We start from the raw sequence: 16,358 nt of genomic DNA, 5'->3' as shown, positions 1-16,358 counted from the left end.
GCACCGCGGACCCGTATCGCTGACCGGTACCGCGGACCCGAAGCGCGGACCGGAACTGCGGGCCCGCACAACGGACCGGCCCGGCACCGCGAACCGCACCGCGAACCGCACCGCGGACCGCACCGCGGACCGACCCCGAACGGTCAGCCCGCCGTCTGCCGGCGCCTGCGGTAGTTGGCCACCTTGTGCCGGTTGCCGCACTCGGCCATGCCGCACCAGCGCCGGTTGCCGGACCGCGACAGGTCCACGAAGAGACGGGTGCACTCCTCGTTGAGGCACTCCCGCACCCGGGCGAAGTCGGCGCCGCCCAGCAGATCCACGGTGTCCCGGGCCACCGCGCCCAGCACCTCGTCGACGCCCCCGGTACGGGCGAGGCGACCGTCCTCGTCGAGCTGGTGCCTCGGCAGCGGCAGCCGGGCCGCCTCGTTCACCTCGGCGAGCGCCTCCCGTACCTCGCCGTCCGCGGCCGGCGTCAGGGGCCACGCGCGGACCAGCGCGTACACGGCCTCTCGGAGGCGGCACGTCCTCGACAGGGCGCGTCCGTCCAGCGGACCGGGCGCGTCGAGCAGCCCGGCCTGCTGGATCCAGCGCCCCAGGTCGTCAGGCGAGCGCAGGAGTTCGATGCGCCGGCTCCGCCGCCACAGCAGGGTGCCCGCGAGGTCCAGGGACAGCCGCCCGCTGACAAAGACGAAGTCATCCACCCCCTCATGGTGCCAGGTGGCCCCCGGCACCGCCGTCACCCTCCCTCCCGCCCAGCGCCTCGACGACGCGGCCGAGGACCTCCTCCAGTACGTTCCGCGAGGTGGCGAAGTTCAGCCGGAGGAACCCGTCGGCGCCCGGCCCGAAGGGGGCGCCGCCGTCGAGCAGGACCCGGCCCTCCCGCAGGACCTTCTCCACCGGCGGCTCGTCCAGCCCGAGCGGCCGGGTGTCCAGCCACGCCAGGTACGTCGCCTCGGGCAGACGGTGGCGGACCAGGGGGAGCCGGTCGCGCACCACCTCGTGGACGCGCCGGCGATTGCGGTCCAGCACGGTCAGCAGCTCGCGCTGCCAGGCGTCGCCGTGCCGCCACGCGGCGAGGGTGGCGACGACACCGAGCGGGGAGACGGTGCCGTACAGGTCGGGCGGCTGCGCGTCGCGCAGCGCGAGGAGGCGGTCGGGGCCGTAGTGCGTGACGGCACAGCGGATGGCCGCCAGGTTGAACGCCTTGGTCGCGGAGGTCAGGGTCACCGTGCGGCGTGCGGTGGCGTCGGACAGGCTGGCGAAGGGGATGTGCCGGTGCGGGGCGTAGGTCAGCTCGGCGTGGATCTCGTCGCTGACGACGAGCAGGTCGTGCCGTCGCGCGATGGCCGCGATCTCGCCGAGTTCGTCCCGCGTCAGCACCCGGCCGGTGGGGTTGTGCGGGTTGACCAGGACCAGCGCGGTGCAGCCGGACCGCTTCACGGCGGTGTCCAGGGCGGCGAAGTCAATGCGCGGTCCGTCGTCCGTGTCCTCCATCGGCACGGGCACGATACGGCGGTTCATCGTCCGCAACGTCGCCAGGAACGGCGGGTAGTTGGGAACCTGCACCGCCACCGCGTCCCCGTCCGACGTCGCGAGGTGCAGGACGAGTTGCAGGCACTGGATCAGGTCGGTCTGCTCGCGCACCCGGTCCGCCGACGCGGCCCATCCGAACCGCCCGGCCATCCGCTCGGCGAAGGCCGTACGCAGCGGACTGCCGTCCGGCCAGTCCGGGTAACCGAGATCGCGGCCGTCGACCGCCTCGCGCAGCGCGGCCACCACCGGCGGCGGGGTGGGGAAGTCCATGTCGGCCACCCAGGCGGGCAGCACGTCCCGCTCCGGGCGGTGCCACTTCACGCTGCCGCGAGCGCGCAGCCAGTCCATGCCGAGGTCGTCGAAGCCGGGCACCGCCCGAGCCGGCGCGAGCTTCATGCCAGGGCTCCCGTCCGCAGCAGATCGCGGGTGATCTCCACCTGTCCGTGATGCTGGGCCAGTTCCTCCAGGACATGGAGCTGGACGCCCCGCACACTCAGGGGGCGCTCCGGCCCCTCGAAATCGGCGGGCGGTACGTTGCGCGGCGGCTGTGACGGCAACGCCTCGCGGAGGTCCGCGTCCAGCCGTACGAAGAGCGCGTCGACCTCCTTGCGCAGCTGTCGCGCGTTCCCCCTCGCGGTGAACTCGGAGGGCCGGTCACGATCGACCCTGCGCCCCGCGACCACGTGCCCCAGCCAGTAGTCGGCCACCGCGACGCAGTGGTGCGCGATGGCGTAGGGGGAGTTGGCGCCGGGCAGCGGCGGCGCGGTGTTGCCGAGGTCGTCGCCCAGTCGCTCCAACTCCTCCAGCGCGCCGAGCAGGCCGTCGAAGGCGCGGTGAAGGAAGTACAGGTACTCGTCGTGATCGTGCACGGTTGCCTCCTCATCGGTAGGAGCATCAGCATCATCACGACGAGGACACCGGTCAAGCTGGTGTTTGAAAGAAGGTGAAATGTTCAATATGAGGCATAAACAATGGAGAAGCGAAGATCCAAGGCGGTCTTCCGTAACCACTTAACCTGGTGTCTCCTCCCGAGGAGAACCGTGCCGTCCGTCGTGGTCAGCCGTACTCCGCCAGAACTCACGCAGGGCCAGGGCGAGTGCCTCGGGTACCTCTTCGGCGATGTGGTGTCCAGAGGAGATCGGGCCGCCGACCAGGCGGCCGTCCGCCCAGTCGCGCCAGATGCTCAGCACGTCACCGTAGAGGTCGGTCATGTCGTCGCGGTCGGCCCACAGCACGTGCAGCGGGCAGCCGATGCGGCGGCGGGCCCGGCGGTCGGCGTCGTCGTGCTCCCGGTCGATGCCGAGTCCGGCCCGGTAGTCCTCGCACATGGCGTGCACGGTGGCCGGGTCGTGGATCGCGCGCCGGTAGTCCTCGTACGCTTCAGCGCCCATCTGCTCGGGAGTTCCCTGGTACCAGGCGTCGGGGTCGGCGTCGATGACGCGCTCGGCGGGCTTGTCGGTCTGCCCGAGGAAGAACCAGTGCCACCAGCTCGCGGCGAACGTCGCGTCACAGCGCCGCAGTGCCTCTCCGATGGGAACGGCGTCCAGCACGCTGAGGGCGGACACGGCCCCCGGGTGGTCCAGGGCCAGTCGTGTGGCCACGTACGCGCCCCGGTCGTGCCCGACGACGGCGAACCGCTCGTGCCCGAGGCGGCGCATGACCGTCAGGCAGTCGCCGGCCATGGCGCGCTTGGAATACGGACTGTGCCGCTCGTCGGTCGGCGGCTTGTCGGACGCGCCGTAACCCCGCAGGTCCGGGCAGACCACCGTGTGCCCGGCCGCGGCCAGCAGCGGCGCGACGCGGTGCCAGGTCGCGTGCGTGCGCGGATGGCCGTGCAGGAGCAGCACCGCCGGGCCGCTGCCGCCATGACGCACCCGCAGGTGAACGCCGTCTCCCTCGCACCGCGTCAGCTCGAAGCCGTCGAACACGTAGCCTCCCGCGCCTCGGACATCGCGGCCCGTCTGCCCCGGAGCGCCCTTCGCACACGCCGAGGCCTGGGGTGGCGGGCCGGAGGCCGGCCGGAGCGGCGGGGGCCGGGGGCCCCGTACCCGCGCCGGGGCCCGGTGCCCGCGCCGGGACTCCGTTGCCGCGCCGGGCCGCAGGGCCCGTGCCAAAATGGGCATGCCGTCCGTTCCGCTGTCCATCGAGGTTTCCCCGTGCCCAAGCCCGTCGCCCGCGTTCCCCAGCGACGTAATGCGCGGTCCAACCGGGCGCGCATTCTGGCCACGGCGCGGCAGGAGCTGGGGCGCAACCCCGACATCACCCTCGAAGAACTGGCCCGGGCGTCCGGTGTCGTACGGCGCACCCTGTTCGGTCACTTCCCCGGCCGGGCGGCGCTGCTGGAGGCGCTGGCCGAGGAGGCGACCGAGAGCCTGCGCGACGCCATGGCGGCCGGTGTGCGACCGGCGGAGCGTGCCGAACTGGCCCTCGCGTACTTCACGTTGTCGCTGTGGCCCGTGGGGGACCGCTACCGGATGCTCCTGGCGCTGGCCCGCCGCGACCTGGGCGAAGAGCGTGTCGCCGAGATCCTCAGGCCGGCGCGGGAAGAGATCGCGGCCATCCTGGAACGCGGTCAGCGCGACGGTGTCTTCCACACGCATCTCCCGCCGGAGGCGCTGAGCGCCGGCCTGGAGGCGGTGACGGTCGCGCTGCTCGAAGCCGTCAACAAGGGGACGCTGGAGGACGACGGCACCCGGTCCACCACCGCCTCGCTGATCGCGGCCGGTGTGCCGGACCAGCAGGCGCGCGCGGTGGTCGACGAGGCCGTCTCCCTGATGGCCGCGCGGACCGCGGCCGAAGACTGAGCCGAACGGGCGGCGTCACCGCCCTGATTGTCATGGCCATGACCTCCATCCAGAGTGCCTGGCGGTGTTATTTGCGCACCGATGTGCAGACAACTACGCTGCTCATGAATGTGCAAATAACGTCCCCTCGGGAGTCTCCGTGCCTCTGCTGGCCAACACACCTGTCGACAGGACGGCAGGGCCGTACCCGCGGCGCTGGTGGGCGCTGGGCGTTCTGTGCCTGAGCCTGCTGATCGTGGTCATGGCCAATACGTCCCTGATCGTCGCCGCCCCCGACATGACCCGGGATCTGCGGCTGAGCAGCAGTGATCTGCAGTGGGTGATCGACGGCTACACCGTTCCGTACGCCGCGCTGATGCTCGTACTCGGGGCGATCGGCGACAAGTACAGCCGTCGCGGTGCCCTGGTGACGGGCCTGGTGGTCTTCGCCGGCGGTTCCGTGCTGGGCAGCGTGGTCGACGAGACCGGGCTGGTCATCGTCGCCCGCGCGATCATGGGGGTGGGGGCCGCGGTCGTCATGCCCGCCACGCTCTCCCTGCTGGTGGCCATGTTCCCCCAGGGTGAGCGGGCCAAGGCCATCACCGCCTGGACCGCGACCTCCGGTCTCGCCATAGCCGTCGGCCCCGTCGTGGCCGGCTGGCTGCTGGAGCGGCACGCCTGGGGCTCGACCTTCCTGATCAACGTGCCCATCGCGGTGGCCGCCGTCATCGGCGCCTTCGCCCTCGTACCGCCGTCGAAGGCGGAGGGCATGGGCCGGATCGACTACGTGGGCGGTCTGCTGTCGATCGTCTCCGTCGGCACGCTCGTCTACGCCATCATCGAGGGCCCGCACTTCGGGTGGGGCACCGGCCCGGTCGCCGCGGTTGTGGTCGCGGGCGCCGGCTTCGTCGCCTTCACCCTGTGGGAGCTGCGGCACCCGCACCCGATGCTGGACGTGCGGAAGTTCAGGCTGCGCGGCTTCAGCGGCTCGATGCTCGCGGTGCTGTTCTTCTTCTTCGGCACCTTCGGCTCGATCTACTACGCCACCCAGTTCCTGCAGTTCGTGCTCGGCTATGACGCGCTGGAGACCGGCGTCCGTCTGCTGCCGCTGGCCGGGGCCGTGTTCGCCGGTGCCGCGGCCACCGGGAAGCTGACCCCGAGGCTCGGGGTGAGGGCCGTGATCGTGCCCGGTATGGCGATCGGGACGGTGGCCGTGTTCCTGCTCACCCGGATCGACGCGGGCTCGACGTACGGCGACTTCCTGCCGTCGCTCCTGCTGCTGGGCTTCGCGATCGGCCTCAGCGTCTCCCCGGCCACCGACACGATCATGGGCTCCTTCCCCGAGTCCCAACTGGGCGTCGGCGGCGGTGCCAACGACACCTCGCTGGAACTGGGCGGTTCCCTCGGCATCGCCGTCCTCGGCTCCCTGCTGGCCACCGCGTACCAGGACGAGCTGGCCGACCTGGTCGGCGGCCGGCTGCCGGCCGCGGCACTGGAGGCGGCCCAGGACTCGGTGGGCAGCGGCCTGGCCGTCGCCGAACAGGTCGCCCAGGACCCGGCCGGCGGGGCCCAGCAGGCCCGGACGCTGGTGGGTGCCGTACACGAGGCGTTCGCCCACGGCGTCGCGCACACCAGCCTCATCGGCGGCATCATCATGGCCGCCGGAGCCATGATCGTCCTCGCGGTCCTGCCGGGCCGCCGGCCGCCTCGCGAGGAGACGCAGGAGATGCAGGAGACGCAGGAGACACCGGCGGCAGCCGCGGACGCGGTGGACACCGGGGCGGGGCTGCACCGCGCCGGGCGGTAGGGGGACGGGCCTGGCTTCAGGTGCCGCCGGTAGGCCACCGGGAGGGGGCGGACGCGACGTGGAGTACGTGGAGGTCTGGTCCTGGCTTGAAGCGGGGTCCCAGAGGAGCAGCCGTGCGTCTTCCAGGCCCGTCAGCCAAGAACGCCCGCATCCGTCCCCGCGCCGCACAAAGACGGGGAGCGCCCTTCGGCCGGGCCTTCCGGGATGCCGACGACCTCAACCGTCACTCCGCGCGCCGCCAGGGCCTTCGCGGTCTGGGCGATGGTGATCTGCGAAAACCCATAGACGGAGTCCGGTGTCAGGCTTCCGCGGTTCTTGAGGAGCACGGCGAGGACGATCCGCTTGGGCGTGTAGTCATCCGGAAGCAGAAACGCGCCTCCGCTCAGCCGGGCCGCCTTCGCCACGAGGTCCGCACGGACCTGGGCGGACTCCTGGAGCAGTTCCACCGCCACCCTGGCCTGGTTGAACAAGTGGCTCAGCGGACCAGAGCCGTCTGCACGCTTGACGAGGACCAGGGTGCCGTCAGGCATGAGCAGGTCGCAGATCTCGACCTGGTCCCGGCGGCGAAGTGGGTTGGCGATGTTCTTGGTGTCGAGGCAGAGCCAGCCAGGCCGGTCACCGGCCACCCTGTTGTTGTACGTGTTCTCCGACTCGCCGTCCCTCCAGACCGGAAAGGAAACGGTCGGGGCAGCAGGGAACAGCGTGCTCACGGTGGCCCGGCACTCGTCGACGTATGCGGCCCCGGCCTCGTACCACTCCCCGTCCATCAGGAAGAACCGCCTGGAGCCGAGTGAGACGCTGGTCTCCAGCCAGCCCAGCGCGCTGGTGACGGCGAGGGTGTCGACAACTCGTGCCCCGCGGTCCCTGGCCAGGGTCACCGTCCCCTCGCGCAGCACCCTGAGACGTCGGCCGGGAGATGCCAGTCGAGCCCGGGCGAGAACGTATCCGAGGTCGAAGTCATCGGAGCGCAAGGCGCCCCGGCTGTTGATCTGCGTCAGGTACGAGGTTGCCTTCGCGTGCACCTCGTGGTGTTCGGAGGGGACGGAGACGGAGATCAGTCCATCCGCGGGCCGGCCGAGACGGTCGTCCAGAGCCCGGTCGAGGTCGTCGAGGGTCTCCGTGTCGCTGACCGGCACGATGTGGTCGACGAACTCCAGTTCCTGGTGGGGGATGTCCTCGCGGCAGATCCTTGCGATGGTCCGCAGGTCGGAGAGCAGGGCCTCGGGCTCGACTCCGAGAGCGATCCGCAGCCCGCGTCCGCCCTGGGCGCTGACGGCCTTTCCGCGCCTGTACCGCGACCGGGTGAGCGGCAGGTCGTCGAGGTACCCGCCCAGGCTCCGCACGATGCGGGAGTGGTCACGAATGCCCAGCAGTGGAACCGGGGCGCCTTGCGGCACCAGGGAAATGTCGGTGCGTGCCTGTCCGAGGGACCTCGATACAGCTCCGCGGATCAGGTTCGGGTCCATCTGCCGGATGGCGAAGGAGAGCCCGAAGCGCTTGTCCTTGAGGTGGTCGGGGATCAGCCGGTACCCCTGGTCACACCCTATGGCGTACACCGTGGCGTCGACGGCCAGCAGGAGCAGGGCGGCGGTGCGGCGGACGCTCTCACTGACCGTGATGCCGGTGGTGCGTGACATGGGTTCGCACCAAGGGGCCTCGGTGCGTTCCATCGCGCAGGTGACGTACACGCCCGGGACCCTCAGCGCCTCGGGCTCGTGCAACTCGGCGCCGAGTCCGTCCAGCAGCTCGAGATCGAGGGCGCGGAGCATGCCCTCCGTAGTGGGAGAGACGCCGGACAGGCGGTAAACGGTGCGAACTTGTGTGAGCGATGCCAAGGGGAATGCCTCCACGGGCAGGCCGGGCCGCGACGCGTTGTGGTGAACACCGGTCAGCGAGGGGACTGTGTTCACATCAATGTCACCATCAATGTGTGTACGTTGTCAACGCGCGACCCTCTAGAGGATGAGTGATCGTCCGTATACGCTGGGGCTATGACAGACACTGCCGCTTCAACGGCCGGCCCCCTGGTCACCGGCGCCGAGATCGCTCGGCTGGCCGGAGTCACCCGGGCCGCTGTCTCCAACTGGCGTCGGCGCCATGACGACTTCCCCGCGCCGGCTGGAGGTGCCGCTAACAGTCCGCTCTATGCCCTCGCGGAAGTACAGGCGTGGCTGGACAGGCAACGCAAAGGCCAGGAGGTCTCACCCGAGGTCGAGTTGTGGCAGGCGCTGAGGGCTGTGTACGGCGAGCAGATGATCGCGGGCTTGGCGCAGGTCGCCAGGGTGCTGACCGGAGAGGCCGGGGCCGAGGTGCCGGACGACATCTCCTCCCGGGTGCGTGGCCTGGCCCGGACCGAATCGCCCGCCGACCTGGTGAACGGTCTGACCGAGCGGTTCGTGGACTCGGCCCGACGTGCCGGTTCCGATCAGGTGACGCCCGAACGCGTGGTGCGTGCCGTGTGTCACTTCGCTCCGCAACTGCGTCCCGGCGCCACGGTCTTCGACCCCGCCTGCGGGATCGGGGTGCTGCTCCTGTCCGTCGCCTCGGAGGCCGGGACGCGTTGCCGGGGACAGGAGATGGACGCCGACAGCGCCCGTTTCGCACAGCTCCGTGCCGATCTCCTGGGCCGCTCGGGCGTACGCGTCGTCGCGGGGGACTCACTGCGCGCGGACGAATGGCCGGACCTCAAGGCCGATCTGGTCGTCTGCGACCCCCCGGCCGGCGTGACCGAGTGGGGACGGGAGGAACTGCTGCTGGACTCCCGCTGGGACCTCGGCACCCCTTCGAAAGCCGAAGGCGAGCTCGCATGGCTTCAGCATGCCTACGCGCACACCGCGCCCGGCGGCCACGTGCTCATGGTCATGCCGGCCTCGGTCGCCTACCGCAAGGCGGGCCGGCGTATCCGGGCGGAGCTCGTACGCCGCGGCATCCTTCGTCAGGTCGTCGCCCTGCCGCCGGGTATGGCGACCTCGCACGCGCTGCCTGTCCATCTATGGTCTCTGCAGCGCCCCGAGAACGCGGCAGGCATGGACACGCACCGCACGGTGCGCATGGTCGACCTGACGGACAACCGTCCCGACGGGGATCTGGAACCGCGCCCGGACCAGGTCGCCGACGTATCGCCGATCGAACTCCTCGACGACACCGTCGATCTGACACCCGGGAGCCATCTCCGTCCCCGACACCGCGACCACCCGGGTGAGTACGCCGCTCTGCGCAGGGAACTGGAGGACCGGATCCGTCGACTGGCCGCCCTCCTGCCCGAGCTCGCCGCGGGCGGCGGGCCGGGCTCGCTGGACGGAGCCACCACCAGCGTCGCGGATCTCGCCCGCGCCGGGCTCGTGGCGTACGACGGCCAGGAGCCGGTCTCGGCCAGCGAGCAACTGGACACGGACTACCTGCGAGGGTTCCTGCGCAGCTCCGCCAACGCCCGCAGATCCACAAGCGCGAGCGGGACCTACCGCTTCGACGGCAGGGGTTCACGCATCCCGCGTATGGGCATCGACGATCAGCGCCGGTACGGCTCTGCCTTCCGGGCTCTGTCCGAGTTCGAGGAGGGGATGCGCGAGGTCGAGGAGCTGAGCCGGCAGCTCGCCGAGGTCGCCCGGGACGGACTCGCGACGGGCGGCCTGGCACCGGAGGAATGAGGACAGGGCGGGCGGCCGGTCAGGCCACGTGCGCGAGGAACGGGCTGGCCGGTCCGCTCCACGTCACGCTCAGGGTCTCGCGGGCACGGGTGCAGGCGACGAAGAGCAGACAGCGCTCACGGAGCAGGTCGGCCTCGTGCTGGAGCGGGTCCGCCTCACGCGGGGTGATCTCACGGGCGAACGGGACGGCGCCCTCGGCGGCGCCGAGCACGGACACCGCGCGGAACTCCAGCCCCTTCATCGCGTGCATCGTCGCCAGCCGTACACCCTCGGCTCCCCGCGCGACCTGGCCTTTGACCCGCAGTACTGGGATGCCGGCGGCGGCCAGCTTCTCCGCGGCCGTGTCCAGCGACAGGTTGAAGCGCGCGCACACCCCGATCTCGTGCGGGGCGAGGCCTTCGTCGAGCAACGACCGGACCCGCGCCACCAGGGCCTCGGTCTCCGCCTGCCGGGTGGCGTACCCCTGAGCCTGCGGCCGGCGGCCATGGAGCAGGGAGCGGTATCCGGCCAGCGAGTCCGTACCCTCGCCCTCAAGAGCATCGACGGTGACGGGTGCGAGGAGACGGGCGGACCAGGCGAGGATCTCCTCCGTGGAGCGGTAGTTGACACGCAGCCGGAAACTGCGGCCGGCCGTGGTGACGCCGAGGGAACCCAGCGACACCCGGGAGTCGTAAATACGCTGATGCGGGTCACCGGTGAGGAACAGGTCGTCGGGGCCTGGGGAGACGGCGGCTCGCAGCACACGCCACTGCGCGGGATGCAGGTCCTGTGCCTCGTCGACAACGACATGGGTGTACGGGCGCGGACGGCCGGTGAGGAGTTCCGCCGCACGGGCGCAGACGCGCAGGTGGGTGGTCTCCCCGCGGTCGCGCAAGATCTGTTCGAACCGTTCCACTCCTCTCCACACCTCCCGGCGGCGCGCGGGGCCGAGGCCGATGCCGCGGCCGCGGCGGCTCGCGCCGAGATACGCGTCGAGGTCGCGGAGGTCCTGGCCGAGGACGACGTGCCGGTACTCCTGCGCCAGGAACTGGGCGGTGAACGGCAGGCCGAGCTGCTTGACCGTCTTCTCCCACAACTGACGCTGTTCCCGGTCCCCGATCGGCTGGGGCGCGGCAGCCGAGTCGGCGCGCACGACACCGTTCGCGAAGGCGTCGACGGTCGTCACGTCCACCCGCGACAGCAGCTGCTCGTCCCCGTCGAGGAGCAGGCCGAGCATCTCGCGCAGTCCGGCGGCGAGCGCGTTCGTGTATGTGGTGAGCAGGACGCGGCCGTCCTCGGAGCGGCCGAGCAGATGCCTGACGCGATGCAGGGCGGCCACAGTCTTGCCCGTGCCGGGCCCACCGGTGACCTGGACGGGACCGCCGTACGAGGCCCGGTAGGCGACGCGACGCTGGGAGGGGTGGAGGAAGACCCGCCACGCCGCGAACGGCTTCTCCAAGACCTCCTCCAACTCCCGGGGGCCGGTGACCAGCCGGATCCGCGCCGGTGTGTTGGCGATGACCGTGGCCAGGTCCTCGACCGGTTCGGTGGGCGCGCCGGCCGGACGGCGGACGGCTACGACGTCCCGGTACACCTCCTCCGGGCCGAACCCCTCGGCGAGATACTGAAGCACCTCCAGCTGGTCCTCCGGCAGCAGGGTTGCGAAGGCGTCGAGCTGCGCCTTGTCCACCAGCGAACGGGCCGCGCGCAGTACCTGGTCGTCGATACCGAGTTCGCGCAGGGTGCCGTCGGAGACGTCCGCGAACAGCAACCGGGGAGCAGTGCGCGCGGCCGTCTCGTACAGCGGCGTCAGCTCGTCCAGAGCCACGGCGTCTCGTACCTCCAGGGCCCGCGTGGCGGAGTTCGCGCTGTACAGACGCTTCGCCGCCCAGGTGTAGGCATCGTCGTGCGGCAGGACGTTGACGAGGAGGAAGGTGTCACTGCCGTCATCGGGAGCGAGGACGACACCCCGCCAGAAGTCGGTGACGCGAATGGTGCGCATGCGTGGGTCGCGGGCCTTCTCCACGGACTCCAGGTGCAATCCCTTGTCGGCGTTGAGCCCGGCGACGCTCATGGCCTGGAACTTCGCCATGGCCTTGCGTACTCCGGCGCGGACCGGCTTCTCCAGGGTGTCGTAGCCGTCCCAGAAGCTCTGGGCGAAGGCGAGCCGGGGCATCAGTTCTCTTCCTTTCTTCCGGACGCCAGTCGTCCGGCGATCCTGCGGAAAGCTGTGAGGAGTTGTTCTGGTGCGCGGGAGAGATCGAGGCTGTGCTGGTGAATTCGCACTCCCCGTCCGTCCGGTCCCGCTGCCGTTCCGCGCACCTCGTGGCAGCGCTCAGGCTGCCGTCCGGCCGCGTACACCAGGTGTGCCTCGCGCAGCCCGAGCACGGTGGCGTACGCAAGCGCCTGGTACAGGTCGGCGTTGAGGAGCCCGTCGGCCTTCTCGATCTTGTACTTGGCGTCGACGACGGCGAGTGGGGTACGGCCGTCACCGGTGCGGACGACCAGGTCGGGGCGCATGCCCACGAGACGCGCGACGTCGAGGTGATGGGGGTCCTGGAGGCGCGCGGTCAGGCCGTGCTCCCTGAGTGCCTCGCGCAGGGCGACGGTCACGAAGTCCTCGAACAGCTTGTTCATGTCGAGGAGGAAGCCGTCCACGGTGAGCGGCTCGGTCCCGGCCGGCCGGTGCTCCGGCGAGGTGCCGCGCAGTACGGCTTCGGCGAGCCGCAGCGCGGGCTGGTAACGGGAGTTGAGCCGTGACGGCTGCCAGTGCGGCAGTTCCTGGCCCCGTATCAGCGGCAGCGCGTCGGCCAGCCGCACCCGCTGATGACCCAGGCGGCGCCGGACGGGACCGGGAACGCCCGGCAGCCGCAGCAGCCGCTCGACGGCGGCGCGCAGGATGCGGTTCTCGGCAGTGTCGGCGGTGTACGCGTCGTAGGCGATCTCCACGGGCGGCGTACGGCCGAAGTGCCGCCGGATCTGCTCCGCCTCACGCACCCTGCCGCGCACCACGAGCGCCGACTCCTCGACTTCCCGGTAGCCCTGCAGCACCCCCAGCCGCAGCGCGGCGTCGATCTGCCGCTCCACGGCGTGGGCGAGGGCGGGCACCACATCGTCGTACGCACCGGTGTCGACCGTCCCCGCTTCACTGTGACGCCAGGCGCGGGCCGGGTCGAGGCTGAATCCGAGGAGGAAGAACAGCCTGGTCACCGGCGTCTTCGGCATGATCCGTACAACCGGACCGCCGGGCACGCGCACGGCGCCGACCCGGCTGCCCGCGCGCAGCAGCCAGTGCCCGGCCCGGCCGATGTCGGGGGTCGCACTGCGGAGGATGCCTGAGGCGGCCAGTGCCCGCCCGGCTGCGGCGTCCAGTGGGACGGAAACGGCGGGTCCGTACTCGCGCAGCGACACCTCGGCTACGGGCTCGGTCGCGGGCACGGTCACGGGTGCTGCTCGCGCAGCGCGTCGAGGCCGTAGCGTGCGGTGACGTCGAGGCTCTCGCCGTAGTGGTGTTCCTCCAGCAGTGGCAGGATCTTCGTGCGCCAGGTCCGTTCGAGACCGCCGTCGCGGTACACGCCCGGTTTCATCAGGTACGACGGTCCGATGGCGAAGTCGGCGTCGTTGACACGGGCGTTGAGGGTCTCGAGAAGGCGGGCGGGCTCCACGTTCTTGCCCTCACGCTTCAGCCAGCGCGCGAGCAGACCGGCGGTCGGCTCCGTACGTGGGGACAGCTCCACGAAAGCGAACCGGCGCCGCATCGCCGCGTCCACCAGGGCGATCGACCGGTCGGCGGTGTTCATCGTGCCGATCACGAAGAGGTTGGGCGGCAGCGCGAAGTCGTCGCCGGAATAGGTGAGACGAACCGACTTCTTCCGGTACTCCAGGAGGAAGTACAGCTCGCCGAAGACCTTCGCCAGGTTGGCGCGGTTGATCTCGTCGATGATCAGGAAGTGCGGAACGTGCCGGTTGCCTTCGCGCAAGGCGAGATCGGCCAGCTCCCGCAGCGGCCCCGCCGTCAGCCGGAAGGCCACCTCTCTCGTCTCGGGGTCCTCCACGGGCCGGAACCCCTCGAAGAAGTCCTCGTAGGCGTACGAGGGATGGAACTGCACGATCTTGACCTGCTCCGGACCACCGCCGAAGTACTCGGCGAGCTTCATCGCCAGATAGGTCTTGCCGGTGCCCGGTGGACCGTAGAAAACCATCTGCCGCTCGTCGATGAGGAGCTCACGTATCTCCTCCAGCCAGGCACGGTCATGGACGAGCAGGTCGTCGGCGAGCGCCTCGGTGACGTGCGGCAGCGACAGCTCCCGCGGCGCCGGCCGCTCCGTGGCGGGTTCAGCACCGGGTGCCGCCGGAGCCGGGCCCTCGTCGCGCCCGGTGAGTCCGTCGAACACCTCCAGCACTCCGGTCAGGTCGACGACGTCGTGCTGGACGGACAGCTTCTGCTGTACTTCCTCCGGCAGGTCCTCGTACGCATGGCTGCGCGGCAACCACTCGGCGGTCCTGCGCACATTGGACAGCCCGTCCGGCGACGAGGTCTGTACGGCATCCCCGGTGACCCGCCCGATGTGCAGCCGTCCGTCGCTGATGGTGGCGACGGTGTCGCCGACGCGCATCTGAGTGAGGAAAGCGTGCAGTTCGTCGACGAGGCCGCGCTTCTGATTGTACGAAGCCGCTCCCTCGTACCCCTCCTCGACGTAACGGCGCAACGTGCTTTTGGTCGGGTCGGTCTCCTCCACAGGCGGCAGATGCGCGGCCGCGAGCGAGATGAAGCCCTCCTGCAGCCATAGGTGCCGCACCAGGTTGTGCCCGGAGACGTTGGAGCCGCGTACCAGCCACGCCTTGCGCGGAGGGCGCCAGCCGGTGGACAGGTAGTCGGCGAGCGGGTGGCCCTCAGCTGTACGCCACGACTCGGGGCCGGAAGCGTCGTAGCCGTACACGAGTGCGGCGGCGGCCGAGGAGGAGTTGCACTCGATGTCCCGAGTCGCCACCCAGCGCCGCTCCGCCTGTGCCAGGCCGGGACCAGTGGGAGCGTCGACCAGGTCACCGCTCGCCCGCAGATCCGTGCGGATGCGGCGGGCGTGGTCGCCGAGGCCGGGCCACGCGTCGGCGGCCACTACGGAACCTTCCCTCAGGAGGAACTTGTACGTTCCGTTGCCGCCGAACTGGGCGAGCAGATGTCCGTGCGCCTGGCCGCCGCCCTTGGGAAGCGTGATGCGGAAGTCGGGCGTGCCGGGGAGGCGGTCGGGCTGTGGCATGGGTGACCTTCCGGGCGGTGAGGCCGGCGGGAACGCCACGTACCTTACCTGTTGACGTTGTCAATTGGTGTTCGAACGCCGACAGTGAACCTGTTGACGACGTAAACGTGCCAGCCATAAGGTGCAGGTGTGTCCGGTTGGCCCTTCTGGTGTGACCGGGTGCTGGACGCTCAAGTGGGGGGGCGCTATGGGTGGGGAGCCGACGGCCGAGGCCAAACGGCGCACGATCGAGGCGGAGTTGCCGTCGGTCATCGAGGGGCTGAGGCGCTCCGCGTCTCGTTCGGGCCTCGTGGGTCATCGGCGTTCGCCCTCGGCCTGTGTGTGAAGCCCTCGCGGCGCAAAGGGCCGCGCATCTCCGCCGTGGAATGGGTCGCAGTGCCGGCTCCGCGGCTGTGGGGACCGTGTCGCCGCCGCAGAAACGGCCGAAAGTCGCCCCCGAACCCGCGCCCGTCCCCAGCGAAGCCGCCGGACGGCCGGCCCGCTATCCGACGCCGACGGCACGGTCGGCAAGCTCGCCCACGACGGCGCCGTACCGCTCCACGGGCTCAGTCCGTCTGAAAACGCGCCCCGCTGCGACCCCTTCAAAACGTGACGACCCAAGCATGACCACACGAGGAGTTCAAGGCATGTCAACAGGTGTTACTGACGAGCCGGAGCCGGCGGAGCCCGGGCGGGGGCAGCGAGTCCTCGCCTTGCTGGACAAGGCGATCGCCGTCCAGAGTCCGCTGGTGACCAAGAACATCGTCCGGGCCCGTCAGCGGAACCCGGAGGCGACACCGGCCCAGGTGATTCGCAACCTGGAGCGGATGTACGTCAGCGCCCTGACCGGAACGGGAGCAGCGGTCGGCGGAGCCGCAGCCGCGCCGGGCGTCGGTACCGGAGTGGCACTGGCCCTGTCGGCGGGCGAGACCCTCTCGTCCCTCGAACTGAGCGCCCTCTTCGCCCTCTCGCTCGCCGAAGTCCACGGTGTTCCCCTCGACGAGTTGGAGCGCCGCCGGACGATCGTGATGGGAGTCATGCTCGGCGGGTCCGGCTCCGCCACCATCGGCAAGGTCGCTGAGCGCACGGGGCAGCACTGGGGACGTCAGGTGGTCGCCAAAGTGCCTGTCGAGACGTTGCGTCAGATCAACGGGATCCTGGGGAAGAACTTCATCACCAAGTACGGGACCAAGCAGGGCATCCTCGTTCTCGGCCGAGTGGCACCGTTCGGCATCGGCGCCGTGATCGGCGGCGGTGGCAACGCCGCACTCGCCGCCTTGGCTGTGCGGGCCGGCCGTCGCGCGTTCGGCCCGCCACCGGCGTCATGGTCAGGGGCTGACGCGTAGCACACCCCGGCCCCGAGAGAGGGGCC

At 70.7% G+C, this 16,358-nt stretch carries 12 protein-coding genes; 4 read left to right on the top strand and 8 right to left on the bottom strand.

The genetic code is table 11. From position 1 onward, the window contains the following. Positions 1-143 precede the first annotated feature (143 nt). The 4 genes from ACIQR3_RS27120 to ACIQR3_RS27105 all read right to left on the bottom strand — a co-directional run bounded on the left by ACIQR3_RS27120 (position 144) and on the right by ACIQR3_RS27105 (position 3,461). A complete protein-coding gene (locus ACIQR3_RS27120; protein ID WP_403543244.1) occupies positions 144-701 on the bottom strand; it encodes a CGNR zinc finger domain-containing protein in 558 nt (185 codons plus the stop codon). Positions 702-705: 4 nt separating this feature from the next. Continuing rightward, on the bottom strand, positions 706-1,929 hold the full coding sequence (locus ACIQR3_RS27115; protein WP_403543243.1) for a MalY/PatB family protein: 1,224 nt from the start codon (positions 1,927-1,929) through the stop codon (positions 706-708). Beyond that, positions 1,926-2,402, bottom strand: a complete 477-nt coding sequence (locus ACIQR3_RS27110) for a DinB family protein (RefSeq protein ID WP_403543242.1) — start codon at positions 2,400-2,402, stop codon at positions 1,926-1,928. The genes ACIQR3_RS27115 and ACIQR3_RS27110 overlap by 4 nt, the downstream gene beginning before the upstream one ends. Positions 2,403-2,543: 141 nt before the next feature. Further along, positions 2,544-3,461 carry an alpha/beta fold hydrolase gene (locus ACIQR3_RS27105; RefSeq protein ID WP_403543241.1) on the bottom strand — a complete coding sequence of 306 codons (918 nt, stop codon included), beginning with the start codon at positions 3,459-3,461 and terminating at the stop codon, positions 2,544-2,546. 228 nt (positions 3,462-3,689) lie between these two features. Between ACIQR3_RS27105 and ACIQR3_RS27100 the strand changes: the two genes are divergently transcribed. Further along, positions 3,690-4,337: a TetR/AcrR family transcriptional regulator gene (locus ACIQR3_RS27100; RefSeq protein ID WP_403543240.1), complete on the top strand. Its 648-nt coding sequence runs from the start codon at positions 3,690-3,692 to the stop codon at positions 4,335-4,337. A 139-nt stretch (positions 4,338-4,476) separates the two neighbouring features. After that, entirely contained in the window at positions 4,477-6,123 is a 1,647-nt protein-coding gene (locus ACIQR3_RS27095; protein WP_403543239.1) for an MFS transporter, read from the top strand. A gap of 131 nt (positions 6,124-6,254) precedes the next feature. Here the strand turns inward: ACIQR3_RS27095 and ACIQR3_RS27090 are convergent, their stop codons facing one another. Further along, positions 6,255-7,973 carry a TIGR04141 family sporadically distributed protein gene (locus tag ACIQR3_RS27090; RefSeq protein ID WP_403543263.1) on the bottom strand — a complete coding sequence of 573 codons (1,719 nt, stop codon included), beginning with the start codon at positions 7,971-7,973 and terminating at the stop codon, positions 6,255-6,257. A gap of 141 nt (positions 7,974-8,114) precedes the next feature. Here ACIQR3_RS27090 and ACIQR3_RS27085 point away from each other — a divergent pair, with 141 nt between their 5' ends. Further along, entirely contained in the window at positions 8,115-9,770 is a 1,656-nt protein-coding gene (locus ACIQR3_RS27085) for an N-6 DNA methylase (protein WP_403543238.1), read from the top strand. A 19-nt stretch (positions 9,771-9,789) separates the two neighbouring features. Here ACIQR3_RS27085 and ACIQR3_RS27080 read toward each other — a convergent pair whose 3' ends face one another. The 3 genes from ACIQR3_RS27080 to ACIQR3_RS27070 are packed head-to-tail and all read right to left on the bottom strand — an operon-like array spanning position 9,790 to position 15,007. After that, complete coding sequence (locus ACIQR3_RS27080) at positions 9,790-11,925, bottom strand: UvrD-helicase domain-containing protein (RefSeq protein ID WP_403543237.1); 2,136 nt, start codon at positions 11,923-11,925, stop codon at positions 9,790-9,792. Next, positions 11,925-13,193, bottom strand: coding sequence for an McrC family protein (locus ACIQR3_RS27075; RefSeq protein WP_403543236.1), 1,269 nt, complete (start codon positions 13,191-13,193; stop codon positions 11,925-11,927). The genes ACIQR3_RS27080 and ACIQR3_RS27075 overlap by 1 nt, the downstream gene beginning before the upstream one ends. Next, positions 13,190-15,007 (bottom strand): DUF4357 domain-containing protein, encoded by a 1,818-nt coding sequence (locus tag ACIQR3_RS27070; protein ID WP_403543235.1) that lies wholly within the window; start codon positions 15,005-15,007, stop codon positions 13,190-13,192. The genes ACIQR3_RS27075 and ACIQR3_RS27070 overlap by 4 nt, the downstream gene beginning before the upstream one ends. Positions 15,008-15,735: 728 nt before the next feature. On the opposite strand from ACIQR3_RS27070, the gene ACIQR3_RS27065 reads away from it, so the two are divergent. Then, entirely contained in the window at positions 15,736-16,332 is a 597-nt protein-coding gene (locus ACIQR3_RS27065) for a hypothetical protein (RefSeq protein WP_403543234.1), read from the top strand. Positions 16,333-16,358 lie beyond the last annotated feature (26 nt).

The sequence above is a fragment of the Streptomyces sp. NPDC090994 genome (genome assembly GCF_044768905.1).
Taxonomy (GTDB): Bacteria; Actinomycetota; Actinomycetes; order Streptomycetales; family Streptomycetaceae; genus Streptomyces.
The sequence above is the reverse complement of the archived record's forward strand: the minus strand, read 5'-3'. Positions and strand labels throughout refer to the sequence as shown.